The organism is Pseudomonas sp. S2_B07 (assembly GCF_054668435.1).
Genome location: NZ_CP162769.1, coordinates 120,421 through 142,925, shown reverse-complemented (window position 1 = coordinate 142,925; position 22,505 = coordinate 120,421). Strand labels below are relative to the sequence as shown.

The following is a 22,505-nucleotide window of genomic DNA, read 5'->3' as shown; positions in this document are numbered from 1 at the left end:
ATCAGAGCGTCAGCAGGATCTGCGCCCGCGGACGCGTACACAGGTGCAATGGGTTGGACTGGGCTTCGCCGGCCATGCCCTTGTTGAACGGCAGTGGTTCCAGCTTGCTGTAATACGGCAGGCCTTGGGTATTGGCGGTCTCCATGTAGTCCGCAGGGGCAAAGCAGGAGATGTACAGCTCCGGCACGCCTTCAGGAATCAATAACGCCTGATCGTCGTGGATAAACGATACGCCAGCGATGCGCCCCCGGTAGCGCTCCCAGACGATGCCACCCAGCTCGAAACTGTCCCGCGCATCGCCACGCAATTCCGCGGCCTGGATCGTATTGAGGTAGGTTTCCTCAACCGATTTGTGCGTGATCAGCTTGTTCCAGAAATTCTTGCCACAGAAGGCTCGCGCGCCCGAGCTGGTCACGCTGCCCAGCTCATCGTCTTGCATGTCCAGCGCTTCGGCGCACTTGACTCGGATCTTCGTCGCCGAGTCGTTCAGGCCCATGGACAGGCGTTGTTGCTCCACACCAAATGCCTGATAGATGTTCAGCAGGACCGTTGAGCCATCCGCGTCCAGCACCAGACCATTGAGCGCACCCATGCGCTGAAATTCATGGGTGGCATCGAGTTGACGCTTGGCTTTGCTCAGGCGCGTGTTTACTACGCCCTGCACCGCCTGCAGTTCGGTGGTCGTACCAAAGGCGCGAATGCCTTGAATCTCGTCGGCCTTTATGGTGAAACGCTGCGGCAGGTGCACGGTGTTGAACGGAATCATCTGCCGCTTGCTGGCACCCACGACCAGCCCCGAGGTGCCGCGCTCACCCGCCGGCACCAGCGCCAGGGTGTTACCGTCCTTTTCGATCTGGACGGTCAGGGTGCTGATGCCTTCCTCGCGAAACAGGCCCAGACTGCTGATGCGCCCCGGCAAATATTCCTGTTCGTTGATCGCTGCGGTCAGCGAGGACACCGAAAATACATCGTCGTTAAAAATGCCAATATCGGCCATAAAGAGGCTCTCCAGAAATGCAAAACCCCGCACAGGGCGGGGTTGGGGAAAAGGGAACTGACTTAGCGGGCAATCACAAACTGAGTCGCCAAGGCTGCTTCAGCGTCAGCGTCGAAACCAGTCAAATGCACCTCGCTGACCTCGGCCAGTCGCACCACCGCACTGGCTCGACGCTCCTCGGTCGATTCGCCCAGTGGCCCGTACAGGATGCACGTCGCCACTTCCGTGCCGTCGGTGGCGACGGGATCGTAAGGCGCAAACTCATTGGTCGCGGTGACCAGTCCCAGCACCTGGCCGGCATTCAATGCGGGGCCAGCGGCCACCAGAATGGATTCACGAGAGATCTTCCCGGCCCCTTCGGAGAGCAGAAACTCGCCAGCGTGTAGCGTTTCGTACTTTACGGTCATGCTCGTGCTCCTTTTGCACTGTTGGATTGCCCGGCATGGGCCGCCGAACGGGCGGCCCAGATCGAAGAAGGATTCGGTTGTTTCGCCTGCACCTTCGGCGCGGGGTCATCGTCGAGGGGCACGCTGTTGTCGATTTCGAAACCGTTGCCGCTGCTGACGATCTTGTCGAACAGCCGCGCCCGCACCGCGGGCTCATCCAGCCCCGCGGCCACGTAATCGGCGCTGAGCTCTGGAAGGCGTGCTGCGACGCACAGGTCATGCACCGCCTTGGCCCGGGTTAGCCCCGCCAGGACGATCTCCTCGCTTTCAAGCTGGGTCGAACTGAGCAACGGCGCGACCAGGTTGCTGATCCCTGACTCGGCACAACGCTGAGTGATCAACAACGCCAGCTTGGCCGAGTCGACCACGGGCGCGGGTGGATCGTGTGGCTCCAACTTCGGATCCGGTTCGGGTGCCTCATCAAGTTGGGCCAGCAGTTCGGCCGGTGCGTGCTGGTAACGCTGGAGCACCGCGCCCTGTCCCAAACACGCTTTGACCTGAACCCCGTCGCCGACCTCATCGGCCAAGCCCAGGGCCACTGCTTCATTGGCAGTGAGCCAGGTTTCAGCGGCGACCATGCGCCGCAGCTCAGCTTCATCGATGTTCGGTGCCTTGGCCATGTAGGCCGCGATGATTGCCTCCATGGTTTGGTCGAGGACATCGGCCACTTTACGAAAGCTGTCGGCATCGCCGGCCGCATAGGTCCACGGATTGTGGATCATGTACATGGCATTGGCCGCGATCACCACCTTGTGGGCACCGCACACCGCGACACTGGCCGCGCTCGCAGCCAACGCGTCGATGCGAGCCGTGCAACGCTCGCCCAACCGCGACAAGGTGTTGTGCATGGCCAACCCGTCGAACAGGTCGCCGCCGATGCTGTTGAACGCCGCGATGACCGGTGACACGCCGTCATCGACGGCGCGCAGATCCTGCATGAACTGACTGGCGGTAATGCCCCAGGTACCGATCTCGCCATACACAAAGACTTCGATCACGCGCTCGGTGGCTTCGCCGCTGGCGTGCACGGCGTACCAGCTTTTGTCCTGCACTGGCACGTGTTCGCCGGCCCTGTTGTAAATGCGCGGAGTCGCGTTTTTGCTCATGTTTGCTCCTGGTCGTCGAGCGCCTGAAGCAGTTCGACGAGCGTGCTGTAATTAAGACCTTTGCCCCGAGCCCGCTCGGCATCGGCGGCGTTTTCTTCGTCCACCGTTTCGGCGTCATAACCGGTGCGCAAGACCATCTCGCTGCGCGAGGCGAAGCCGGCGTTGACTTCCATCGTGCGGGACTGAACATCCTGAACCGGATGGATATAGGCCCAGCCTTGTGGCACCCAGCGCGTGCGCAGGTACTCACGTCGGCGCTGGGCATAGTCCGGCAACAGCACGGCGCCACTGAGCACCGCCATGTCCATCCAGGCGGCCCGCACCGGGCGACACAACTGGTGCACATACACACCAAATTGCAGTTGCTCCAGGCGACGCCGGAACTCAGTGAGTACCACGCGCAGTGCGCGGTCATTCACCCCGCGCATGTCGCCCGTGAGAATTTCGTAGGGCATCCCGGCACCGGCGGCCGCGGCCATCAGTTGCTGACGCATGAAGTCCGCGTAGTTGTTACCCGCGTCCGGTGGCGTGGAAAACTCAACCTCCTCGCCCGGTAACAGCTCCTGCATGGTCCCGGGTTCCAGGGCGACCATGGGCGTGAATCCATCCGAGGCAAGGTTCAACGGCGCACCGGTCACCGGGTCCACTGGAGTCTGGATGTCATCCGGCGATGGCTTTTTGATGAAACCGGCGAACAGATTCGCCACCTCCTGACGGAACAGCACCGCATCGTCGTAATTGTCCAGGCTGCGCAAGCGTTTGAGGACCGGCGACAAGCGTGGCAAGCCGCGCAACTGTCCCGGCTCGACCGGCTCAAAAATGTGCAGCACCTGGCTGGCCGGCACCCGCACCAGCTGGTTGTAGCCACTGTTCAAGGACGAGGCATCTCCGGGATGCGAACGGTACATCCAATACGCTACCCGACGGCTGTCCGGAGTGAACTCGATCCCGGCGCGGATAACGTTGCCATTGCGCGCCGCCTCGAACTTGTCGTGCGGCACAAATTCCGGGGCCAGCACCTGAAGCTGCAACGGCACCACCAAGCCTTCGTCGAGGCTGCGCGGACGCAAGCGAACAAAACATTCACCGGCCGTTTCCACGGTCCGCGCGATCAGGGCCTGTTGTCCGTAGAAGTCAGTCAGACCATCGGCATCTGACTCTTCTGCCCAATCGGCCCAGAGTTCCTGTAGCAGGTGCCGAAGTTCATCGTCTTGGGTTTTGGGCCGCGGCGTGATGCCGGTGCCGATCAGATTGCTGACCCGTTTATCGATGACGTTGAAGGCGTACGGGTCATTGCGCACCGCTGCGCGGGAACGTGAGCGCAGGTTGCGCAACGCCGGAATCGCAATGCTGTTGAAGCCGGCGTCGGGTGCATCCCAACTCGCGGAACGACGCCCTTCGGCGGCCCCTTCGTAACTGGCCTTGATGTTCGACGGAATCAGGAAACCGCTGCGGCCCAAGGTGGGAAAGTGACGAGCCATTACAGTCCCTTGCCTCCATGATAAAGCCGTACGATGCGCGACCGAGGACCAGCCGCCGCAATCAGCGAGCTGCGAATTTCATCGCGTGCCCTGAGCAGTTCGTCGATGTCGCGGTACTCAACGTTGCGATCCGCGTAGCGCACGATTTTTTCGCCGCGCGCGATTGCCTTCTCGACCGCATCGAGTTGCTGTTGGGTAAAGGCCATGGGATCGCTCTAAAGTAAAAGACAACGGGGTGTGCAACTGAGCGTTTTCACTCAGCGTCGTTTTTTCAGGTAGCCGCTGTTGGAGGTGCGACGCTGTGGGGGGCGTGCAATCAGCACCGGTGCTCCGGCTGACTTGACCGGTGGCGGTGCGGGATCTGCAGTTGGCTGCCGTGATATCTCCGGAGCGCTGACACGCTCAAACGTGACAGCTTTCTCGCCCAGTGGCGCCGCCTGAAACAGAGCATTTCTCACCCGCTCCCAGTCGTGTTCCTTGTAGCGATTCAAGCCCAAGTAATGCGCCATCGCCAGGCTGTACACCATCAAATCGAGGGCTTCGTTACGCTCCGCTTTGCCCTTGACCCATTCAATTTTTTTGTAGCCTTTGACGTAACGGGTCACCTTGCGTTCGGCGACACATTGGGCAAAAAAATCATCGGGCAGGTCGTTGGCAAAGTGCAATGCACCGGGACCGTCCTCCACTGGATAGCGGTTGTAGATCCAATCTTTGGCGGTGTCAGTGCCGACGAACCACAGCTCGACGCCCTTACGTTCGGTCTGACCTTTCCAAGTGACATCCATCATCGATGGCCGCTGCGCAATGACCGGTCGACCCGGCTTGCTCGCGCCCTTGACGGCGAAGATGTTGCGCCAACGCCGCAGCCGGCAGAACTGGTAAACCTCGTCGGTGTGGTTACCACCGGAGTCGATGCCGGCCGCCCGGATCGTCAGCTCCACACCACACGGGTGGGGGTAACGCGCCTTGAGTTTGTCATCGAGCACCGACCAGGTGCGGTCGTCGGACGGATCGCCCCAGATCACCTGGTAGTCGATGATCCAACGCTCCATGCCGGCGCCCCAACCGACCACCATGAACTCCAGCCGGTTGGCTTGGACATCCACCGAAGCCGTGAGCATCAACACAGCAAACGGCATCGAACCCAGCCCATAGCTTTCCAGGCGTGCCCGCGCCATCAGGACATCCGCTTTGGTTTGCTCCTGGGCACTGTCCCAAACCTTCGCCAGACGGGTGTTGTAGAACACCTGCATGGGTTCCAAATCGCCGCGAGACATGGCGGTTTTGGCCTTCTCGAACTGCTTGGCCAGTGATGCCCAACCGGTCCAGCCGGGAGGCGAGTACAACGCATTGAGGTTGAAGCCGACGGTTTCGCCATCACCTGTGGCATGCGCGCGCCACTCGCCCTTGGTCAACATCTCGCCCTTGTGATGTTCTTCGATCAGCACGTCACAGTCGGGCCCGGCGCACTCGTAGTGCGCCAGTTGGCAATCCGCCGAGTAATGCAGGCGCTCCCATTCCAAGACTTGCATGTGCCCGCAAGTCGGGCATGGCACGTAGTAAAAACGCTGGTCGCTGGTCTCGAACAGATCGGCAATACGCGAAGCCCCTCTGATCGTCGGCGAACTGGAAAAGTAAAACTTGGCGTTACGGCCAAACGTACTGCCCCGGGTTTCAGCCAGCTCGATCGGGTCGCCCTCCTCGCCCACGTCCACAACCCAGCGATCCACTTCATCGCCGTAGATATAACGGGCCGACAACTCTGACAGGTTCGCCGCCGAGCCGGCGGTGGTGACATACAACGAACCACCCTCGAACTCTTTGGTGTCCATGGTGTTGCGTGCAGAACGCGAACGGTTCGCCGCCACCCGTTCGCGTAGCACCGGGGTGGCCTTGATGGTCTTGCCGATGCGCGACGAGACTCGCTTGGCCAATCCCAGGCTGGGCAATAGTGTGAGAATGTTAGACGGTGCCATATGGATCAGACCGCCAATCCAGTTCAAGGCGATCTGGGTTTTCATCAACTGCGAAGCCACCATGGTCACCACGCGCTTGCACGGATGTGCCGGCGATAGGCAACGCATGGGCTCGCGGGCATAGGGTGTTCGCGCTGTGCGGTACTGCCCAGGTTCGGCAGCCCCTGCATCACGCGGAATGCGCATGAACTCGTCAGCCCATTGATCGATCCAGACATCCGGCTCGGGTCGCAGCCCGCGAAAGTACGCCTCCCGGTACACCGCTGCACCGTCGGGCATTTCCGCTGACATGGATTAACTCGCTGCAGTCAAAGAATGGATGAGGTCTGTCGAGGCCATCCGTTCTGCATCGTCCAGCACCCGGCGCAATGCGGCAGTGAGGTGCTTCTCGATTTGCCAATGATCACTCATGGCCGCCAATTCGGGTGCCAGCTGTGGCGGCATGCCGAGCAACAGATCTCGCAACATCCGCCCCGTCGTGTACGCCGCCGTTTTAACGGCCTCCAACTCAACATGAGCGCCGCGATTTTTATGAAACTCGCTCTCTGTCAGGCGTGACTCATAAAATTCGCGGTAGGCACGAGACACCTGAAAATCCGGGATGCCTTCGACAGGCAAAGGCGCCTGGAGTGGAGCAGTGTTTGGTGGTTCGTATGCGATGTGAGTGGCCGGGGTATTTCCGTCGGGCCTGCGCTGAATTCGTTCACGCTCGTGCCGCGCCGCCACGTTGGCTTTGCTCGGATCCGCGGTGCTGAACAGGAGTCGATCCGTAGCCTCGACATCCACCATGCCATCCGCCATCAACACCAAGCGTCCTGCCTTAGCCAACTTCGACACGTAGGGTTTCGACCACCCTTGGCGAGTGGCGAACTCCGCTTTGGTGAGTGCTGTCATGTCGATACCTTACGGTTAACCCGGCGGGGCCGAGAGTTAACCGAGTAAATTAGTCGGTTAACTCCTAGGTTAACCACCTCAACGCCACGGTCTGCTTGGCTTTCAACCAAATTCATGGCCGTTTTTTCAATCGCTTAGTTAACACCTGGTTAACTGCCTTAGTTAACCGCTCTGCAGGCCGCGGCCCGCATGGCTTACAGACGAATCAGGGGATAGTCGAGTTAACTAGGTTAACTCCTAAGTTAACCGCCCTGTATGCCGCAGCCCACAAGGCTTTCAGCCCAGTTAACCAATGGAGTTAACCAGTTAACTAACTTTGGTGGGGTGCCGCTAACGCGTTCGCGCGAGTCTTATGCCCCGTGTTCCTTGGAAGTTGCCAGGGTCCCCGTCGCTCCTGTTCTGCACACCGAAACACTGCCACGCCCTAGCATGCTTTCCAGCGCCTGCGAGTTCTGTAGCACTGCATCGGTGCAATCATCCTCGCAGCTACGCTCTGCATGAGCATGATCAAGCGCACGCTGCAAAGCATCGATGATCCTTTCAATCGTTCCATCCTGGCGGAAGGACAGGTTTGTCACACCGCCGGTCTCTGTCTTAACCCAGAGCACGTCCAATTCTTCGTTCAACACCCGTACTTGCATAAATCCCCCGCTCTATAGCTTCCACAAAAAGACTCCAACTGGCTATCAAGGTATTGCTGCAACCTGGCGGGTAATCTCGTCATAAATCGTTTTGGCTGACCAGGTATGCGCCACGAGGTCAGTGCCAGATTGAAGCAATGCAGCATCACCCTCAGCAGGAATGGCCGGTTTGTCACTCAGGTCGTTGTAGCTACCCGAGAAGTCCGAAGTCCCACCGCCAATTGCGGTACGAGCAGCCGCGGCATCGACACTCACCAGCACCGCCTTACCGACATCCGACGCATCCGTGATGCTATCTGCGGTGATGTCGCCTGGCACACTACCGACATTGCTCGATCCCTTCACCACAGCCTGGAGCACTTGAAAGCCTTCAGTGATGGAGATAGGGCTGCCGTATGGCTGCCAGCCATCGGCAATAGCTTGTGCCAGCTTGGCTGTCAGCTCCTCGGGAGTGTTGGCAACGACAGTTTCGTATTGGGTGTAGGCCATTCTCTAAACCTCAAAATTCAGTGATTGAGCGGCGAGTGGCTGACATGCAGGCGACTCGCCGCAGTGGATGTGGCCCGTGATGGCATAGGCCGTTAGGAGCACAAGAGGTAGCACCCAGGCGCAGCGCTTCATGGCGAGGAATCTGGTTTAGGAAACTTGAAGTCGGCGAACCGATCAGCCAGATCGGCAATCTTCTTCACGCCAAGGAAACCGATGAACACACCAGCAGCCGTCGCGAAGTTCTGAGGTAAACCGAAGTATTCCAGCAGCGGAATCAAGCCAATGGTGATCAGCGTGCAAAGCGAAGCTTCAAGCAGCGCCTGTCGCCGCGTACCGCCGCCATAAATGATGCGCAAAGCACCGACCACAAATGACAATGCTCCGGCGTAGATCGTCGACGCGTGCTGCCCCAGCCACGCGAGAACGAGCAGCCAGGTGTCTGGTTTGTCGGGCATTTTAGTCATCCGGTTTCCCCCCTTTCGGGAGGGCAATAGATCCGACTCCGGCAGCACTCCCAGCTTGGCGCGATGGGCGCGGCGGAATCGAAAAAGAAAAAGCCCTGCTCGATGGCAGGGCTTGTAATAGGACAGAAAAAACCCGACTCCATGGTTGGGTTCTTAAAAGGCGTCTCGCTGCGTTGACAGCAACACACGCTGCTATAAAAGCAGGTCTATTCCGCGCGGAAAAGGCTTTTTCGTAGTAAATACGAAATTGCACCCGATTTGACCTCACGACCAAAAAAAAGCTCGCCAGTGTGATAGCGAGCAAGGACTAACGAGATCTACTAGTGACCAGCTAGCGTCCACGTTAGCTCAACAGCTGAAGGGTGAGATCAGCTGCAAATAAACCAAGGCATAATTACTCGGCCAGTGGCGCATCAAAATAGTCAGCACGTACAGCCGCGCCGATCAAGTTAACGATTAGCCGTCCAGCAGTGATGGACGTAATATTATTAACATCCATGGACGGTGTGATCTCAACAATGTCCATACCAACTACGCGTCCTTTCTTTACCAAGCCATGAATGAGCTGGCGCATCTGGACGTAAGTAATTCCACCCAGAGCCGGTCCTGCCACACCCGGTGCAATCGAAGGATCCAAGCCGTCAGCATCAATGGTCAGATAGTAGCGACCACCATCATCTATTCGATCCAGCACCGATAGCATACCTTTTTCATGTACCTCATATGCAGGGATTAAGTTCGAGCCATAGGCTATCGCTGCGTCATAGTCAGTCTGACGACCGCTCCCCTGAGCACGAAGCCCGATCTGGTAGATCTGGCCGATGTGCTCCATTTCAGATGCGCGGCGAATTGTGCTGGACAAGCCTTCACGTACTCCATTGACTTCTTCACGCCAGTCCAGATGAGCATCGATGTGAATGAGGGTAATGGGCCCATCCTCGCCGTCATAGGCCCGCAACACTGGAATCGGAATGGCATGATCTCCACCCAGGATGATTGGCATCGCTCCAGCCTTAAGAATTTTACGCACAGCCATTTCGGAACGTGGGCCGTGTGTGCTGAGATCACGAGGATCTGCAGGCACGTTTCCGCAATCAACCACTTTAAGGGCTCGGTTATCGTAGATTGGGCCGCCTACGTCGAAATCGTAGTGATGCAGTGCACGGCAGATGCGATCGCTCATAGCACGAATCGCGTCGGGTGCTTTGCTTTGGTCATTGCTGATATGTTCCGCAGCGTAGGCCTGGCCAAAAGGAATACCTAGAATTGCCACATGCGCATCTAACTGATCAAGGTCGGTACAAATTGGCGACCATAGAAAACTTTGATGCTTTTTGGACGGCGGAACTGTGAGGGGAAAGTTCATTTTCTACTCCTTTTGCGCAGCAAGGAACTTAGAAATATCTTATTGATATTTCGACTTTAAATTAAACAAGTATTACTTGGTTCTTTCTTCGACGGCGTGTGTAAACACATCCGACTTTATCGGACCAAGCATAAATACGTAGATCAAACAGCCCAACAGAGCTACAGCGGACGCTGACAACAACCCTGGAGCGAACGAACCAGTTTGATCTTTAAGATACCCAATGACTATAGGGCTAGCGATTCCCGCAAAGTTTGCGACGCTATTTTGAAAACCAGCAATAGTCCCGACAATCGATTTTGAACCCGACGGAGACATATCAGCTGGTAATGCCAACATGCTGGATGTTGCCGCTGATACGCCGAAGAAGGCGAGTGACAGCAAGGCAAGAGCCAGCCACGCCTGGGCTGCAAACCCCGCCAAGCCGATAGACGCCCCCAGTACCATGCCCACCACGATGCAAACCTTACGGCCAACGCTGACGCCGTAACCGCTATTTGCGATCTTGTCCGATGCCCAGCCCCCGGTAAATGAGCCGATTAATCCTGCGATTCCTGGTAGCACGCCGAAGAATCCAAGCTGAAGTAGAGAGAACCCCCTCTCGTTGACGAGGTAGGTTGGATACCATGTAATGAAAAAATAGATCACGTAGCTTTGGCATGCCAAGCCTAGTGCCATAGCCCAGATTTGGCGTGTTTTCAGCAGCGCTTTCCAGCGAACTCGAACGGTAGAGATACGCTCATCCTTCGCTCCGCCCAAGATATGCTCAACTTCGGCCTTGTTAACATTTTTGCTTTGCGATGGATATTCTGTTGCGGCAAATTTCCAGACAACAACCCAAATAATCCCAATCAGCCCCGTCACGATAAAAGATGCTTTCCAGCCCCAGGCACCAATGATTGCGGTGCAAAGGGGAAGTGCGATCAAGGTTCCTCCCCTCGCCCCGCTATCGTATATACCGGTGGCTGTACCTCGCTCAGAGCGAGGAAACCAACGCTCAACAAATTTGGTTGCGGCAGGAAATGCACCAGCTTCTCCGACTCCCAACATCAACCGAAGTCCCAGAAGCCCTGCTCCGCTTCGTACCAGACTCGTTGCTATTGTGAATGCGGACCACCAAACTACCGCGACACCTAGAACAACTTTTGCTCCAAAGCGATCAACGAGCATACCTGCCGGAATTTGAAATAATGCGTAGGTCCAAAAAAACGCACCTAATATAAATCCCGCTTCTGAAGAGGATAAATTCAGGTCCGCCTTCATATAGGGCAGAGCGATTGATAGGTTTGCCCTATCCATATAGTTGGTAATGATAGCCAGAAAGGCCAAAGTAACCAAAAACCATCTGTAGCGAGTTGGTTTTTCTGTTGCTGATGCTGCTAATAGAGTAGTACTCATCGCGCCTCCTATACTTCTTTATTTTTAGTGAGATCAGGCTGACGTTCTTCTTTCAATGCTGGACAGATGTTCCAGATATTCCGCTGGTATTACGTGTAGCCTCCCTTACTTCACACCACAGCGTGGAATATGTACTACTCTATCTCCATAAAAACACCGTTAAAACCACCAAAATCCTTAAGCATGATTACAGAAACTGAAACCACCATGTCTGATATAGAAGAGTCACTGGTAGAGAAAGATCTCAAGGGGTTGCGGATTTTCCGCGCTGCTGCGGAGGCTGGTGGCTTCGGCGCCGCCGAACAGCGCCTACGTATGAGTCGGGCGACTATAAGCAGGCGGATCAAAGACGTTGAGTCCAAGCTGGGTACGCCACTTTGCACGCGAGGCCCCCAAGGCTTTGAGCTGACTGAAGCAGGACGAGCGGTCTTAGGATTAACTTCCGAGGCGTTGGATGCTTTGGATCGTATCAAGCCTCATGTCGACGCGTTGAGAGGGTTGGTCACTGGCGATCTGGCGATTGGGATCACTGATAACGCTTTTAGTAATCCCAACTGCCGGGTAGGTGAGGCCCTCCGCCAACTGGGACAGACGGCGAGCGGCTTACATCTAGAAATCCATACTCTCACTCTCACCGAACTTACCCGGGCGTTGGTGGAACGTCGTATTCATGTGGCAATCCAGGGCACTCATGAACGCTCAGCCTCTCTACACTACGTCGAGCTTTTCGACGAGGTTCATTTGATATACGCCTCGGGTGCGACACTCGATACAGGGGGTTCAATGCCGCTGGTAAATCGTCTAGGACAGCCGTTTGTATCTCAGGCACTCGGAAACCATAATTTCAGCCGAGGACCAGATGCAATTGGGCTAGATTCTGTAGCTTTGCTCATCCGATCTGGTCAATTCTGTGGGATTCTTCCCCGTCACTATGCCGAGCTATTCCCCCAGAGCTGGGATTTTCGGATCGTTCCCGATACTCAGAGCTACTCTGCCAAATTCTGTGCAGTCACAGACACAACCCGCCCATTACCGCCGAGTGGCATGAGGTTCCTTGAGCTTCTGAAAATTTTGCATAGCAAATAAGACTTGTAGGAGGAAAAAAATAGAGCGCTCGAACCAATCGCTCTGATTGTCGCTGCTGTATTGGGGCGTTTTGCGCCGGGTAATGCATCGAAGCTTCTCGTTCAACTTCGTTACAAACTGGTGCTCGGGTTGATCAAGCGGCTTGGCGTATTGCATCGACAGCACAATCGATCCATGCCGCTCCTGCTCTCGCCAGCTCCCGCGCTTTCCCTTCGCTTATACCGTAATGCTTGCCTACCCGTACCATGGGCCATTTAGCACCGTAATAGAGCCAGATAATGTCTCCCATTTGGCGATCACGGTGTAAGAGGCGCGCAACGGCGTGATCAATAGCGCCGGCCCATTCATCTGTAATGCAATAGTTACTGCTCGGCGACTGCGGCATCGCCTGACGCATTAGCGCAAATGTCGGTGAGATGTAGTTGGGAACGCCTGCCCCATCCATCCACCACCATCCCCACTGTTCCAATAGGTATTCGGTATCGCCCAATGGGCGGCCGGCTGGTTTTCGAATCATCATGCTCTCAATCCCCTGTGTAATTTGATCCGCCGGCACCGCGACGGTTGTTCGCTTGGTAGTACTCGGCCGGGCCAGATACTGATGAGCGCTGCTGCAGCACTTCAATTTCGCGCTGAGCCTGCTGCAATTTAAAGCTCAATTGAGTCACCAACTCGTCCGAAGAAAGCACCAACCTGCTACCTCGAACAACCCAACCGGAGCCGTTGCAATCGGTGCAAATCAATTCGTAAGAGATCCCCTGCACTACCGCTTCGCCCTTGCAGACCAGACATGGCTCCAACTCGATCCGCTCCCTCTTAAAACCATGGGCCTTGGCTTTTTTCATGTTTTCAAACCTCGCCCTTAACAAATTGCGGAATGGACTCGCAGGCCGCGCTATTCAAGGCGTCTACGAGGTTTTGCGATTCTTCATATCTAACGTCTGTCTGCTGGTGGATCGCCTTGAAGCCGCGCTCATCTAACCAGTTGTGCCACTTCACCAGAGCCAGTCGACGCTGCTCCTTAGCCTGGGTGTTGATGTAGGTCGAAGCGATCTTGCCCAGCGAATGGTTCAACAACATCTCGCCGATGTGGCCGTCTACACCGAGGTCTGTCCATGCAGTACGGGCCACCTTGCGCAGGTCATGACTGGTCCACGCGCCCTGCCCCAGTCGGGTAAACACGGCACTGGCCTGGTTATCGCTCAGCGCCTTGCCTCGGCGAGACGGGAACAGGAACGGCCCCTCGTAGCCTTGGACGGTCTGTCGATCACGGTAGCGGCGCAGCAATGCGCAGACTTGATCGGTCAGCGGCACGCGCAGCTCGGTCTTGCTCTTGGTGTGCTCGGCCGGCAGGAACCACTCACGCTCCATCAGCGCAATGTCGGCCCAACGGGACTGGCGGGTTTCGCCGATGCGAGTGCCGTGGCACAGCATCATCAGGGCCAGCATGGCGTCACCTGGCGTACTGTCGAAACGCTCGATCAGCTGCGTCACCAGCTCGGGCAATTGGACGTCGCGCAGGCGCGCGGCTTTGGGCAGGATGCGCGCTGTCGTGAAGTTGCCGAACTTGAGCTCGGCCATCGGGTTGATCGGGATCAGGTCCAGCTTGCGGGCCTGCCGGAAGGCCATGGCCAGCAGGCGGTAGAGCTGCTGGACGTATGACAGCGACAGCTCTGCCTGAGCCGGCCACATCAGCAGTTTGTCCAATGTCTGGGCGTTGACGTCACCAATGAGCAGATCATCCAGGCGTGGCTTGAGCTGGCAGTTGATGGCTGACTTGATGGCTGACCGGCGCTTGGCCGACAGCGAACGGGAGCGCGACATGCGATCAGCAAACCAGTCGAGCAGCTCGCCGACAGTGACCCAACCCGAAACACTGGCAGCGCCATCGGCTGCCACGCGCAAGCGCACCGCCGGCAACGCCGCGACCACCTGCTTGGTGGACAGGTCGGGAAAGGCGCCGATGCGGTGCCACTGGCGTTTGTTCAGCAGGTACCAGGAGCCACGCGCGCGATTCTTCGCAAATCGAAAGTGCAAAGCGGGATGACTGGCGTCCCGCAGGTCGCGCACATGCTCAAGTTTGGCATTGCGCTGAATTTCGGCGTCCGACAGTTTTACGGTCAGGGTCTTGATCAGGGCGTTCAATCGGTCGCCTCCGCTTGGACGAAACGGTCCACCACCTCGAACGTTGTAGGCCACATCCACGCGCCATACCGCTTGGCCATGGCCTGACTCGCGAACAGTGCCAACGCGTGGTCCGGTGTATCACTCAGGTCCAACTTGAAAGAGCAACAGAACACGGCAAACCGATAGTTTGCCGGATCCGGAACAGCCAAGCGGCGATCAGATATTTCCAAGCTGATCCCCATCAGAAGCCCTCCTTACCGCGTTGAGATTCCCACTCGAATGCCACGCCAATGCACCCGTTTTCGCGGATGCGGTCGACACAGCGCGTGCCAATGGCATCGTTCAACTCGGCAGGAGACAGGTTACTGACGATGATCGTCGGACGGCATTGCTCGTAACGACCGTTGATGATGCTGAACAGCGTGGCCAGCTCAAACTCGCTCTGCTTGGTCGCGCCGACTTCATCAAGTACCAACAGGTCCGCGCCGATCACCTCTCGTAAAATGTGCGCCTCGGACTCGCCAGAGCGATCATTGAACGTCGCCCGGATTTCGCCAATGAGCGTGCCCACCGTGCGGTAGATCGCCTTGACCATGCATTCGTTGATCAGGTGATTGGCCGAGGCAATGGCCAGATGGGTCTTACCGGTGCCGACCTTACCCAGCAGCAACATGCAGCGACCTTCCCGGCGATGCTTCGAAAAGTTGTCGACATAGTCGGTGCACGCATCCAGGGCAATCTGCTGCGCCGGGTTCGATACGGCGAAGTCGGCGAATGTCTTTTCCGCAAAACGCTTCGGAATCCGGGCGCTAGACTGCTGGACAATCCGAAACTGAAAACGCTTGCGCTCAAGCTCTTGCAAGTCGCGTTGGTTACTTGCGCAGATAGGACAGCCAGACAGGATGCCGCCCTTGAGGATAACCGCCGAGTAATCGCCATGATCGCAGCAGCTCGCTGGTTGACGGCCAATAACGCGGAATTTGCGGTCAATCTCAGCGCCGAGATTAGAGACGGAAGGTGCCATTGGCGTTCTCCTTGGTGCCAGCCTTGTAATCGCGAGTGTCGAAGCCGGAGTGGCGACTGACTGGAAGTGAATGTGCGGGGCCGACCGGCTTGTAAGGGAAGATCCCTGTCCATCCGTTGCTGATCGAAAGGGCCAGCACGGAATCGGGGGCTGGGTGTCTCGCCAAGGCCTTGGCTTGTTGTTCGCAGCTTTTGGCGGTGAGGGGTTTGTGGATTTCCTTGCGGTGCTGGCACCAGTCAGCCCACACCTCGACGCTGACGTTTTCCGGTTTGGCCATCAACGGATCAAACTTTGACGATTTGCGGGGCGCGTCAGCGCCCTGCTTCTCCTGATTACTGGTTACCTGATTGGTGCCCTGATTACTGGTACCCTGATTTGTCGGAAATTTTTCCGACCCTTCTCGGATTTTTTTCCGACCCTGCTCGGAAATCTTTCCGACCTTGCTCGGAGATTTTTCCGAGGCAGATCGGATTTTTTTCCGACCCTCACATACATTCGAGGTCGGATATTTTTCCGACCCGTCCAACTTGCGATTCCACTCTTTGGCCTTCTCGGTCAAGCGAAACAAACTGATGTTTGAAGTGTGGGATAGCTCGATCAGCCCGGCGGTTTCGAGTCCTTTGAGAAGTCGGTACGCGGTGTCTGGTTTGTCGGTGAGCAGGGGCAATTCCTCCACGATCTTTGCCTTACTCAAGGCAAAGAAAACCCCGTGATCGGTCTTGATTGGCCTTGCCCAGCTAGGGCACTCGTAGACAAACGAAAACAACAACGCCTGCTGCGAGTTCAACCCCCACTCCAGCGCTTTCACTTGGTTGATCGTGATCGTGAACTGCATATCAATCCTTTCCGCCTAGCGGTCGGGCTGGGCGCTTCGACTTGTGCAACTCGATCAGTGCGGTCACCTCCTCGTGCCGCGCAGCCAGGTGCTTGGCATGCAAGGCCAAAATCTCCGATGCTTCCACGGCAGTGATTTCGCCGTCCTCCAGCGCGAGGGCAAGAAACTGGTCAACCCGTCCGCGCTTCACAGAAGTACGCAAAGAGCGCTGGTGCATGTCTACGTTGTCGAGATCGCCGACTTCAGGCAGGCGGACAAATACACCGCCGTACATCGCGCAGATGTAGTCCGGTAAGCGCGTGGTGCCCTGCTCGCTTTCGAGGACGTAAACCTCCTCATCGCTAAGAGGAACAACACCGCCACTCTCATAAACCTGATTCTTAAAACGCTTCAGTTCGAGGCTGAGGCGAGCTGAAGCGCATACCTGGCCGCCTGGGTATTTCTTTGCAACCTCGATCACCACTGCGCGACGGGTTTCTAGTACTGGCGATTTCATTGTCTAGTTTTCTCTCGGCGCCTTTGCGCTAAAAATGGCTACAGCTAATCGCTGTGATGTCCGCTAGGTACTCAACTCGGCCCAAGGAAATGACGGACAAAGAGTTTCTTTTTTGAATACACCACCGGTTAAGGCTTCAGCTCGTTTGGCAACCACCGGAGACATCCCGTGCTTTTCACGAACCCAACCGGAAACGGTGCTTTGATCAACTCTGAGCTTCTCTGCAGTGGCCTCTTGCGTCCCGAAGAAGGCAACGAGGTCTTTAAAGATTGTCTTCATACCGCCCCTAAATATGTGATTGCCCATATCGTAGATCATAGGCATACCACTTTGCAACGATATGGGTTCGCCAGTAATAATCGGAAGATGGAATATAAAGAACGAATCAAGGCCGCTCGACGGCACGCCGGATTTACCCAGGCCCAGCTAGCGAAGCTTGTAGGGATCGATCAGGCGTCTATTTCTGACCTTGAACGAGGGAGATCACAGCGCTCCTCCTATAACGCCTCCATTGCGAAGGCGTGCGGAGTTTCGGCTATATGGGTTGAGAGTGGGTCTGGCCCGATGGTTTCAGAAACGACCGAACAGTCCAACGTAAAAGATGTAGTTCAACCTCAGTTGCTTTATCGATATCCAGTGATCAGCTGGGTTTCAGCCGGGTCTTGGGAGGAAGCTGTGCAGCCATATCCGGACGGTTTTTCTGACAGATATGAAGTTTCTGACTACGACTCCAAAGGACCTGCCTTTTGGCTTGAGGTTAAAGGCGACTCTATGACCGCCCCCGCTGGCGTCAGCGTTCCTGAAGGAATGATGATCCTGGTAGACACCGAGGCAGATGTGAAACCTGGCAAGCTGGTTGTTGCCAAACTGCCTGCGAGCAATGAGGCGACATTCAAGAAGCTTGTGGAAGATGGCGGCATACGTTATTTGAAGCCGCTGAACCCGTCTTACAAAATGGTCGAGTGTGATGAGCACTGCCGCATCATTGGAGTAGCGGTGCGTATGACCGGAAAGCTTTAGTGCGCCGCTCACTGCTACCCAAGTGATGAACAAACCCGCTAAGCGGGTTTTTTTTCGGATTCGACTTGAAAGAGTACAAACGTGCTCTTTCCGGATTGCTGCCTTTTCATGAACTAAATACTGTCTATCCATATAAAAAACAAAGGAACGACAGGAATGAATATTGGCGCTACCGGCAATACCCAAACGCTTAATACCTACGAACAAGTCGGCCGCCGCATTCAACGCTTGGTGTCCGATCCAAACGTGCAAAAGGTACAGACAATCGAAATTGCCAGACGCAATGACGAATCTCCCTCGGCATGGGAACGAGTCATCCAAGAACTCGATGAGACAGACGGGATAACTGTCGAGCGCTTAGAAGACGACAGCGTGAGAATTGGCTGGCATAAATACGTCGACCTGTAGAAGGAGCCCGCGATTTGCGGGCTTTTTTACGCCCACACAAAATTTTATGGGCAAACCCATTGACTCTAATTATGTGTACACCTATATTTTGCCCATGCCAGCACATAACCGGCCCAGCAGCGAAAGCCGCGCCACTCTTTAACAATCAGTGCAAAAAGCAACAGACCGCATTGCCTCTACCGGCGCCCGGCAGCAGACAGGCCCGAAAGCCTGCCAACGACAGGAACAACCTAGTCGGCTGATCGATGGTGAAACGCCAGAACCGTGTGAATGACCCGGCAAGCAATGCGCCCCGCCCCTCCCGGCGGAAATAGGACGAACTGCATCACTGCACGTCAGCCTGACGATAACTGCCCGAGCACTTGGTACTCCCCAGCACCAGGCTGCATCGGTGAGCTCTGAAGCACAACGATTGTTGGATGGTCCCTGCGCCATCGCATCAGAGCTCACCGATGCGGACGAAATTCCGGCTTATGCAATAAACCAGAGAACGGCGAGCGCACGCCATGATGCCAACGGCGCGCATTGGAGGATAAACATAATGAAATAGACCATAACCCAAAGATCACTGCATCTGCGAAAGGCCCGAACGTCCAACGGGCCTTTCTTTTTCACGCCTTTATCCGTCAGCTCTCTCCCTTGCGCCTAACGGCAACCAGCAGGTACGCCGAGTGCTGACGAATACATGCAACCCACACTGAGGAATAGTCATGAACCAAACGATCAGACAGAGCCAAGCAATCCTCCAAAGGTTGCGTCTCAAGACGTCCCTGGCCACCACCGAAATGTACCAACGCATAGGTCGGGATGAACCCATTCGCATACTACAGTACACAGTTGTGCCACACGGAGGCATCACAGTTGAAGTAATCGAGCGATCCACTGGGACGGCAAAGGGTGAGTCGTTTGGTCATGACAATGTCCGGCAGTTCGCTGCCTGCCACAAACCAGCGAAAGCATTCGCTCGCACGCTTCTACGCTGGACTACTGGTTCGACGCTGCTGTTGATCTTGTTCGCTTATTTTGGAGCAGGACATTGAGACAAATCCGCAAGTTAGTGCGCCAGCGACGACGACAGACATGGCTGGATCTACCGGTCCACGGAATTGAAGAGGTTATCCATGGCCAAGAGCGGGCAAGAGCGATCGGCGAAGGCCGCCGAGAAACGAATCCGGTACGACGAGAAGGAACTGCGCCACCGGGTCAGGCTTGGAACCCGGCAGAAGCTTGACGAGTTGATGGCTTGGAATGGCATCGAGGAAATCAACGAGGCGGTACAGAACCTTATTCTGAACGCACATGCGCTCGGGCCAACCCTTTCATTCCAAGCGATTGAAAGTCCGCGCCACAAAGTGAAGATAAGCGAAAACGTGGCGCGGATGTTTCGGCATGAGAGCCTTCGTGAGCTCAACAAAGATCCCGGCGATGAGATCATCAGCCCTACCTGATTCTGGAGAGGTTATTTGTCCTTTTTAGGGGGCTTAACTTTTGGCATTGGCAGGGTGCTCTGAACAGGCGGAAGCCCACGATCGTGGGCAATTTCGACATGACCACGATCAGTGCTTGGTGCAGGTTTTTTCGTATTAGACATCGATCACCTCTGGATAATGACTCTTGAAATATACGTGCATCTGGTCCACAGCCTTCGACATCAACTTCTGATTCTCTGGGAGTACCATTCCAGAAAAAGCAGATTTCATGACGGCAGATTTTTTCTTGCGAATCGCAAATTTTTTTTCGTTGATCTCTTTTTCGGTCAGATTGCCCTCAGAAACATCAAACCACCCCTTTTCTGCATCATCGGACAAAACAGAAAGCTCTATTCCGGCAGTGCTCAGTGGCTTTATACGGGCCTTGAAGGGCAGGAACTTGTAAACGACAGAAATCACCTGCGTAATCATTATGAGCAAAGCCCAGACGAATGCGTAATCCTTCCAAATCACCCAACCACCTATGCTAGCGGACGACGCCACTGCGAGGGTGATTCCGATCCATCGTTCGATCGACTCAGACCCAAGCTGGTAAAGCTCCAAATAATAGACATGCGCCTTCAGGTTCTGCATCTCAACCCAATACTGTAATTGGTACATCTGAAGTCCCTTCTCGGCCAATTCCCGACTATATCAAAGCGCCATACATTGTCGATGGCGAAACTTGCAGTTCCCAAACCCAGCTGTCGCATCCGGTCACAAAGGGCGGCGCCTACTGGAGAGAGCCAGCGCCGCAAACAGGCATGGATGGATCCACCGGCCCACGGAATCGAAAAGGCACGCCATGGCTAAAGACAATGCACAGATCTAGCGGGACAAGCGTACGAAGGAGAGATTCCTGTTGGATCGGATCGGCACCGAGAAGCGTCGTTGATAGTGTCGAGGCGCTGGCTGATGCGCTCCAGGTACTGGGCGAACGTCACGACTTCGAGGAATGGCAGAAGACGGTACGACCTTACTCATTGACCTCGCCAGCGCAACAGCCTATGAGTCCGGTCGATTTGCCAACATGTCGCGACCTGAAATCGTGGTTACGGAAAAACAGTCGCGACAACTTGAGGCGTTTGCCAAAACGGGTATTGAGGCATAACTCCAAGGCCATCTCGACTCGCTCAGTTCCCGATGCCTTTGCCGATAATCGCGGCGACGTAATCTCTATGAGCAGCAGCTTGCATCTCCTGCCAGCTCTCAAAATCGGTATTTTCCTTGATAAAAATGTCCCACTCATCATCGGGAATGGCTTTGAAATCCTCTGCTGTTTCGACCTTAAAGCCAGAGCCATTGACTAGGTCATCAAGATTCGCAAAAGAGCTGTGAGCAGAAACGAAGGCCGGATTCATCATGTCCCCCAGCTTTACTTCCGTGGTTGCAGCCAACGTCTCAATGTTCTGCTTGAGCTTGTCAAAACCCGATAGATCAATTTTAAACGACATTGTGTTCATGTCCTTTTCTGGTGAGCACCAAGTAAGGCACATAGAATTGAGGGCTGCCAGTTTCGTGACTCTCTGCCGCGCACTGGTGGGGGCCACCCCCCACATTAGACGCATATAGCCAATGGGGGTGTGCTGATTGCTAGATCTGACGACCCGCGCGGATAGCCTCACGCATCTCAGGCGGGAATCTCCATAGACCGATAGCGGTGAATGTCGTGTTTCGGTGGCTGCGTTCCGTGACTCTCACGTACTCCACCGTCGCACCGCCTGAAGCTTTCATGGTTCGCAGTTCGTATTTCGTAAACACCTCCACTTTTGAATAGCAGCCCGATGTTACTGCGCTGCCACGCGAAAAACTTTCCACTCATCCGAATAACGCCAACCGGCGAGGATCCTCTATGTTCACAGCAATCGATTTGTTCTCCGGTTTTGGCGGATGGACCCGCGGCGGTGTTGATGCCGGATTGAAAGTGCTCTGGGCCGCTAACCACTGGCCAGCCGCTGTTGAGTGGCACACAAAGAACAACCCAGATACGCAGCACGTCTGCCAGGACTTGCACCAGGCTGATTGGTCGAAGGTGCCCAAGCATGACGTCATGCTGGCCTCGCCTTGCTGCCAAGGACATACCAAGGCCCGCGGCAAGGCATCTGGAAATCCACAGCACGACAACTCACGATCGACAGCCTGGGCGCCGGTTGCGAATGCTGAGGTGAATCGGCCCGACTTCGCGGTGATCGAAAACGTACCGGAGTTCATGGACTGGATTTTGTATCCAGCATGGGCAGATGCGATGCAACGTCTGGGCTACACGCTGGCGCCACACATCGTGGACTGCGCCGACCTGGGCGTCCCGCAGCACCGCGTGCGCCTGTTCATGGTCTGCTCCCGCAGTAAGGCGCCACTGCACCTACAGCTACCGCGCTACCAGCATGTGCCCGCCCGCGAGATCATTGAATTTGACGCCGGCAAGTGGTCGCCGATCAACAAGCCAGGCCGCGCCGCATCGACACTGACCCGAGTAGCGAACGGTCGCAAGCGTTTCGGCGAGCGCTTCGTGATGCCCTACTACGGTTCAGGATCTGGCCTTACCGGTCGCAGCCTGGATCGCCCGATCGGCACCATCACAACGCTGGACCGCTGGGCAGTGGTCGACGGCGATCGGATGCGCATGATCACCGCCAACGAAGCGATGGCCGCACAATCCTTCCCCGCCGATACCCTGCGTCCGGACAACCACCGATTGACCATGCACATGACCGGCAACGCGGTACCGCCACTAGCTGGTCAGCGAATCATTGAAGCAATGAAAACAGCCGCCTGACCCTAC

Annotated in this window: 26 protein-coding genes; 5 read left to right on the top strand and 21 right to left on the bottom strand. The window is 56.0% G+C overall.

Translation table 11 applies throughout. The features are described from left to right. Position 1: 1 nt before the first annotated feature. The 12 genes from AB4N43_RS00720 to AB4N43_RS00665 all read right to left on the bottom strand — a co-directional run bounded on the left by AB4N43_RS00720 (position 2) and on the right by AB4N43_RS00665 (position 11,258). Positions 2–997 (bottom strand): major capsid protein, encoded by a 996-nt coding sequence (locus AB4N43_RS00720; protein WP_027923830.1) that lies wholly within the window; start codon positions 995–997, stop codon positions 2–4. Positions 998–1,059: 62 nt separating this feature from the next. Beyond that, complete coding sequence (locus AB4N43_RS00715) at positions 1,060–1,404, bottom strand: head decoration protein (protein WP_027923829.1); 345 nt, start codon at positions 1,402–1,404, stop codon at positions 1,060–1,062. After that, positions 1,401–2,549, bottom strand: a complete 1,149-nt coding sequence (locus tag AB4N43_RS00710; protein ID WP_027923828.1) for a head maturation protease, ClpP-related — start codon at positions 2,547–2,549, stop codon at positions 1,401–1,403. The genes AB4N43_RS00715 and AB4N43_RS00710 overlap by 4 nt, the downstream gene beginning before the upstream one ends. Continuing rightward, complete coding sequence (locus AB4N43_RS00705; protein ID WP_027923827.1) at positions 2,546–4,030, bottom strand: phage portal protein; 1,485 nt, start codon at positions 4,028–4,030, stop codon at positions 2,546–2,548. Before AB4N43_RS00705 ends, AB4N43_RS00710 begins: the two co-directional genes overlap by 4 nt. After that, positions 4,030–4,236 carry a phage head-tail joining protein gene (locus AB4N43_RS00700; RefSeq protein WP_027923826.1) on the bottom strand — a complete coding sequence of 69 codons (207 nt, stop codon included), beginning with the start codon at positions 4,234–4,236 and terminating at the stop codon, positions 4,030–4,032. The genes AB4N43_RS00705 and AB4N43_RS00700 overlap by 1 nt, the downstream gene beginning before the upstream one ends. Before the next feature lie 51 nt (positions 4,237–4,287). After that, complete coding sequence (locus tag AB4N43_RS00695) at positions 4,288–6,297, bottom strand: phage terminase large subunit family protein (protein ID WP_460152822.1); 2,010 nt, start codon at positions 6,295–6,297, stop codon at positions 4,288–4,290. Positions 6,298–6,300: 3 nt separating this feature from the next. After that, positions 6,301–6,900 (bottom strand): terminase small subunit, encoded by a 600-nt coding sequence (locus AB4N43_RS00690; protein WP_460152820.1) that lies wholly within the window; start codon positions 6,898–6,900, stop codon positions 6,301–6,303. Between the two features lie 350 nt (positions 6,901–7,250). After that, entirely contained in the window at positions 7,251–7,526 is a 276-nt protein-coding gene (locus AB4N43_RS00685) for a hypothetical protein (RefSeq protein ID WP_460152818.1), read from the bottom strand. A gap of 60 nt (positions 7,527–7,586) precedes the next feature. After that, positions 7,587–8,030 carry a DUF1737 domain-containing protein gene (locus AB4N43_RS00680; RefSeq protein WP_460152816.1) on the bottom strand — a complete coding sequence of 148 codons (444 nt, stop codon included), beginning with the start codon at positions 8,028–8,030 and terminating at the stop codon, positions 7,587–7,589. A gap of 128 nt (positions 8,031–8,158) precedes the next feature. Next, positions 8,159–8,494 carry a phage holin, lambda family gene (locus AB4N43_RS00675; RefSeq protein WP_460152815.1) on the bottom strand — a complete coding sequence of 112 codons (336 nt, stop codon included), beginning with the start codon at positions 8,492–8,494 and terminating at the stop codon, positions 8,159–8,161. Positions 8,495–8,888: 394 nt separating this feature from the next. Then, on the bottom strand, positions 8,889–9,860 hold the full coding sequence (locus AB4N43_RS00670; RefSeq protein WP_460152813.1) for an agmatinase: 972 nt from the start codon (positions 9,858–9,860) through the stop codon (positions 8,889–8,891). Positions 9,861–9,932: 72 nt separating this feature from the next. Continuing rightward, positions 9,933–11,258 (bottom strand): MFS transporter, encoded by a 1,326-nt coding sequence (locus AB4N43_RS00665; RefSeq protein ID WP_460152811.1) that lies wholly within the window; start codon positions 11,256–11,258, stop codon positions 9,933–9,935. 129 nt (positions 11,259–11,387) lie between these two features. Here AB4N43_RS00665 and AB4N43_RS00660 point away from each other — a divergent pair, with 129 nt between their 5' ends. After that, on the top strand, positions 11,388–12,344 hold the full coding sequence (locus AB4N43_RS00660) for a LysR family transcriptional regulator (protein WP_460152809.1): 957 nt from the start codon (positions 11,388–11,390) through the stop codon (positions 12,342–12,344). A 133-nt stretch (positions 12,345–12,477) separates the two neighbouring features. Here AB4N43_RS00660 and AB4N43_RS00655 read toward each other — a convergent pair whose 3' ends face one another. The 7 genes from AB4N43_RS00655 to AB4N43_RS00625 are packed head-to-tail and all read right to left on the bottom strand — an operon-like array spanning position 12,478 to position 16,826. Continuing rightward, entirely contained in the window at positions 12,478–12,864 is a 387-nt protein-coding gene (locus tag AB4N43_RS00655) for an antiterminator Q family protein (RefSeq protein WP_460152807.1), read from the bottom strand. Between the two features lie 4 nt (positions 12,865–12,868). Next, entirely contained in the window at positions 12,869–13,189 is a 321-nt protein-coding gene (locus AB4N43_RS00650; protein ID WP_460152805.1) for a hypothetical protein, read from the bottom strand. A 4-nt stretch (positions 13,190–13,193) separates the two neighbouring features. Continuing rightward, on the bottom strand, positions 13,194–14,489 hold the full coding sequence (locus AB4N43_RS00645) for a tyrosine-type recombinase/integrase (RefSeq protein WP_460152804.1): 1,296 nt from the start codon (positions 14,487–14,489) through the stop codon (positions 13,194–13,196). Beyond that, entirely contained in the window at positions 14,486–14,695 is a 210-nt protein-coding gene (locus AB4N43_RS00640; RefSeq protein ID WP_460154187.1) for a hypothetical protein, read from the bottom strand. Before AB4N43_RS00640 ends, AB4N43_RS00645 begins: the two co-directional genes overlap by 4 nt. A gap of 17 nt (positions 14,696–14,712) precedes the next feature. Next, entirely contained in the window at positions 14,713–15,495 is a 783-nt protein-coding gene (locus tag AB4N43_RS00635; RefSeq protein ID WP_460152802.1) for an ATP-binding protein, read from the bottom strand. After that, positions 15,476–16,330, bottom strand: coding sequence for a hypothetical protein (locus AB4N43_RS00630; protein WP_460152800.1), 855 nt, complete (start codon positions 16,328–16,330; stop codon positions 15,476–15,478). Before AB4N43_RS00630 ends, AB4N43_RS00635 begins: the two co-directional genes overlap by 20 nt. A 1-nt stretch (position 16,331) precedes the next feature. Continuing rightward, on the bottom strand, positions 16,332–16,826 hold the full coding sequence (locus tag AB4N43_RS00625; RefSeq protein ID WP_027923809.1) for a YmfL family putative regulatory protein: 495 nt from the start codon (positions 16,824–16,826) through the stop codon (positions 16,332–16,334). 366 nt (positions 16,827–17,192) lie between these two features. Between AB4N43_RS00625 and AB4N43_RS00620 the strand changes: the two genes are divergently transcribed. The 3 genes from AB4N43_RS00620 to AB4N43_RS00610 all read left to right on the top strand — a co-directional run bounded on the left by AB4N43_RS00620 (position 17,193) and on the right by AB4N43_RS00610 (position 19,702). Next, on the top strand, positions 17,193–17,846 hold the full coding sequence (locus AB4N43_RS00620) for a LexA family protein (protein WP_460154186.1): 654 nt from the start codon (positions 17,193–17,195) through the stop codon (positions 17,844–17,846). 156 nt (positions 17,847–18,002) lie between these two features. Continuing rightward, positions 18,003–18,254 carry a DUF1654 domain-containing protein gene (locus AB4N43_RS00615; RefSeq protein ID WP_460152798.1) on the top strand — a complete coding sequence of 84 codons (252 nt, stop codon included), beginning with the start codon at positions 18,003–18,005 and terminating at the stop codon, positions 18,252–18,254. A gap of 1,121 nt (positions 18,255–19,375) precedes the next feature. Then, a complete protein-coding gene (locus AB4N43_RS00610; RefSeq protein WP_460152796.1) occupies positions 19,376–19,702 on the top strand; it encodes a hypothetical protein in 327 nt (108 codons plus the stop codon). A gap of 135 nt (positions 19,703–19,837) precedes the next feature. Here the strand turns inward: AB4N43_RS00610 and AB4N43_RS00605 are convergent, their stop codons facing one another. Both AB4N43_RS00605 and AB4N43_RS00600 read right to left on the bottom strand, forming a co-directional pair. Further along, positions 19,838–20,344, bottom strand: a complete 507-nt coding sequence (locus tag AB4N43_RS00605) for a hypothetical protein (protein ID WP_460152794.1) — start codon at positions 20,342–20,344, stop codon at positions 19,838–19,840. Positions 20,345–20,856: 512 nt separating this feature from the next. Next, positions 20,857–21,177 (bottom strand): hypothetical protein, encoded by a 321-nt coding sequence (locus AB4N43_RS00600; RefSeq protein WP_460152793.1) that lies wholly within the window; start codon positions 21,175–21,177, stop codon positions 20,857–20,859. A 398-nt stretch (positions 21,178–21,575) separates the two neighbouring features. Between AB4N43_RS00600 and AB4N43_RS00595 the strand changes: the two genes are divergently transcribed. After that, on the top strand, positions 21,576–22,499 hold the full coding sequence (locus tag AB4N43_RS00595) for a DNA cytosine methyltransferase (RefSeq protein ID WP_460152791.1): 924 nt from the start codon (positions 21,576–21,578) through the stop codon (positions 22,497–22,499). The last annotated feature ends 6 nt before the right edge of the window (positions 22,500–22,505 follow it).

What these genes read in the sequence shown, in the direction of transcription:
- AB4N43_RS00715 (WP_027923829.1), bottom strand. Translation starts at nt 1,404, where the DNA reads ATGACCGTAAAGTACGAAACGCTACACGCTGGCGAGTTTCTGCTCTCC.
- AB4N43_RS00655 (WP_460152807.1), bottom strand. Translation starts at nt 12,864, where the DNA reads ATGATGATTCGAAAACCAGCCGGCCGCCCATTGGGCGATACCGAATAC.
- AB4N43_RS00635 (WP_460152802.1), bottom strand. Translation starts at nt 15,495, where the DNA reads ATGGCACCTTCCGTCTCTAATCTCGGCGCTGAGATTGACCGCAAATTC.
- AB4N43_RS00630 (WP_460152800.1), bottom strand. Translation starts at nt 16,330, where the DNA reads ATGCAGTTCACGATCACGATCAACCAAGTGAAAGCGCTGGAGTGGGGG.
- AB4N43_RS00675 (WP_460152815.1), bottom strand. Translation starts at nt 8,494, where the DNA reads ATGACTAAAATGCCCGACAAACCAGACACCTGGCTGCTCGTTCTCGCG.
- AB4N43_RS00650 (WP_460152805.1), bottom strand. Translation starts at nt 13,189, where the DNA reads ATGAAAAAAGCCAAGGCCCATGGTTTTAAGAGGGAGCGGATCGAGTTG.
- AB4N43_RS00690 (WP_460152820.1), bottom strand. Translation starts at nt 6,900, where the DNA reads ATGACAGCACTCACCAAAGCGGAGTTCGCCACTCGCCAAGGGTGGTCG.
- AB4N43_RS00695 (WP_460152822.1), bottom strand. Translation starts at nt 6,297, where the DNA reads ATGTCAGCGGAAATGCCCGACGGTGCAGCGGTGTACCGGGAGGCGTAC.
- AB4N43_RS00700 (WP_027923826.1), bottom strand. Translation starts at nt 4,236, where the DNA reads ATGGCCTTTACCCAACAGCAACTCGATGCGGTCGAGAAGGCAATCGCG.
- AB4N43_RS00710 (WP_027923828.1), bottom strand. Translation starts at nt 2,549, where the DNA reads ATGAGCAAAAACGCGACTCCGCGCATTTACAACAGGGCCGGCGAACAC.
- AB4N43_RS00600 (WP_460152793.1), bottom strand. Translation starts at nt 21,177, where the DNA reads ATGTCGTTTAAAATTGATCTATCGGGTTTTGACAAGCTCAAGCAGAAC.
- AB4N43_RS00595 (WP_460152791.1), top strand. Translation starts at nt 21,576, where the DNA reads ATGTTCACAGCAATCGATTTGTTCTCCGGTTTTGGCGGATGGACCCGC.
- AB4N43_RS00615 (WP_460152798.1), top strand. Translation starts at nt 18,003, where the DNA reads ATGAATATTGGCGCTACCGGCAATACCCAAACGCTTAATACCTACGAA.
- AB4N43_RS00720 (WP_027923830.1), bottom strand. Translation starts at nt 997, where the DNA reads ATGGCCGATATTGGCATTTTTAACGACGATGTATTTTCGGTGTCCTCG.
- AB4N43_RS00670 (WP_460152813.1), bottom strand. Translation starts at nt 9,860, where the DNA reads ATGAACTTTCCCCTCACAGTTCCGCCGTCCAAAAAGCATCAAAGTTTT.
- AB4N43_RS00610 (WP_460152796.1), top strand. Translation starts at nt 19,376, where the DNA reads ATGGCCAAGAGCGGGCAAGAGCGATCGGCGAAGGCCGCCGAGAAACGA.
- AB4N43_RS00625 (WP_027923809.1), bottom strand. Translation starts at nt 16,826, where the DNA reads ATGAAATCGCCAGTACTAGAAACCCGTCGCGCAGTGGTGATCGAGGTT.
- AB4N43_RS00620 (WP_460154186.1), top strand. Translation starts at nt 17,193, where the DNA reads ATGGAATATAAAGAACGAATCAAGGCCGCTCGACGGCACGCCGGATTT.
- AB4N43_RS00605 (WP_460152794.1), bottom strand. Translation starts at nt 20,344, where the DNA reads ATGTACCAATTACAGTATTGGGTTGAGATGCAGAACCTGAAGGCGCAT.
- AB4N43_RS00680 (WP_460152816.1), bottom strand. Translation starts at nt 8,030, where the DNA reads ATGGCCTACACCCAATACGAAACTGTCGTTGCCAACACTCCCGAGGAG.
- AB4N43_RS00660 (WP_460152809.1), top strand. Translation starts at nt 11,388, where the DNA reads ATGTACTACTCTATCTCCATAAAAACACCGTTAAAACCACCAAAATCC.
- AB4N43_RS00705 (WP_027923827.1), bottom strand. Translation starts at nt 4,030, where the DNA reads ATGGCTCGTCACTTTCCCACCTTGGGCCGCAGCGGTTTCCTGATTCCG.
- AB4N43_RS00665 (WP_460152811.1), bottom strand. Translation starts at nt 11,258, where the DNA reads ATGAGTACTACTCTATTAGCAGCATCAGCAACAGAAAAACCAACTCGC.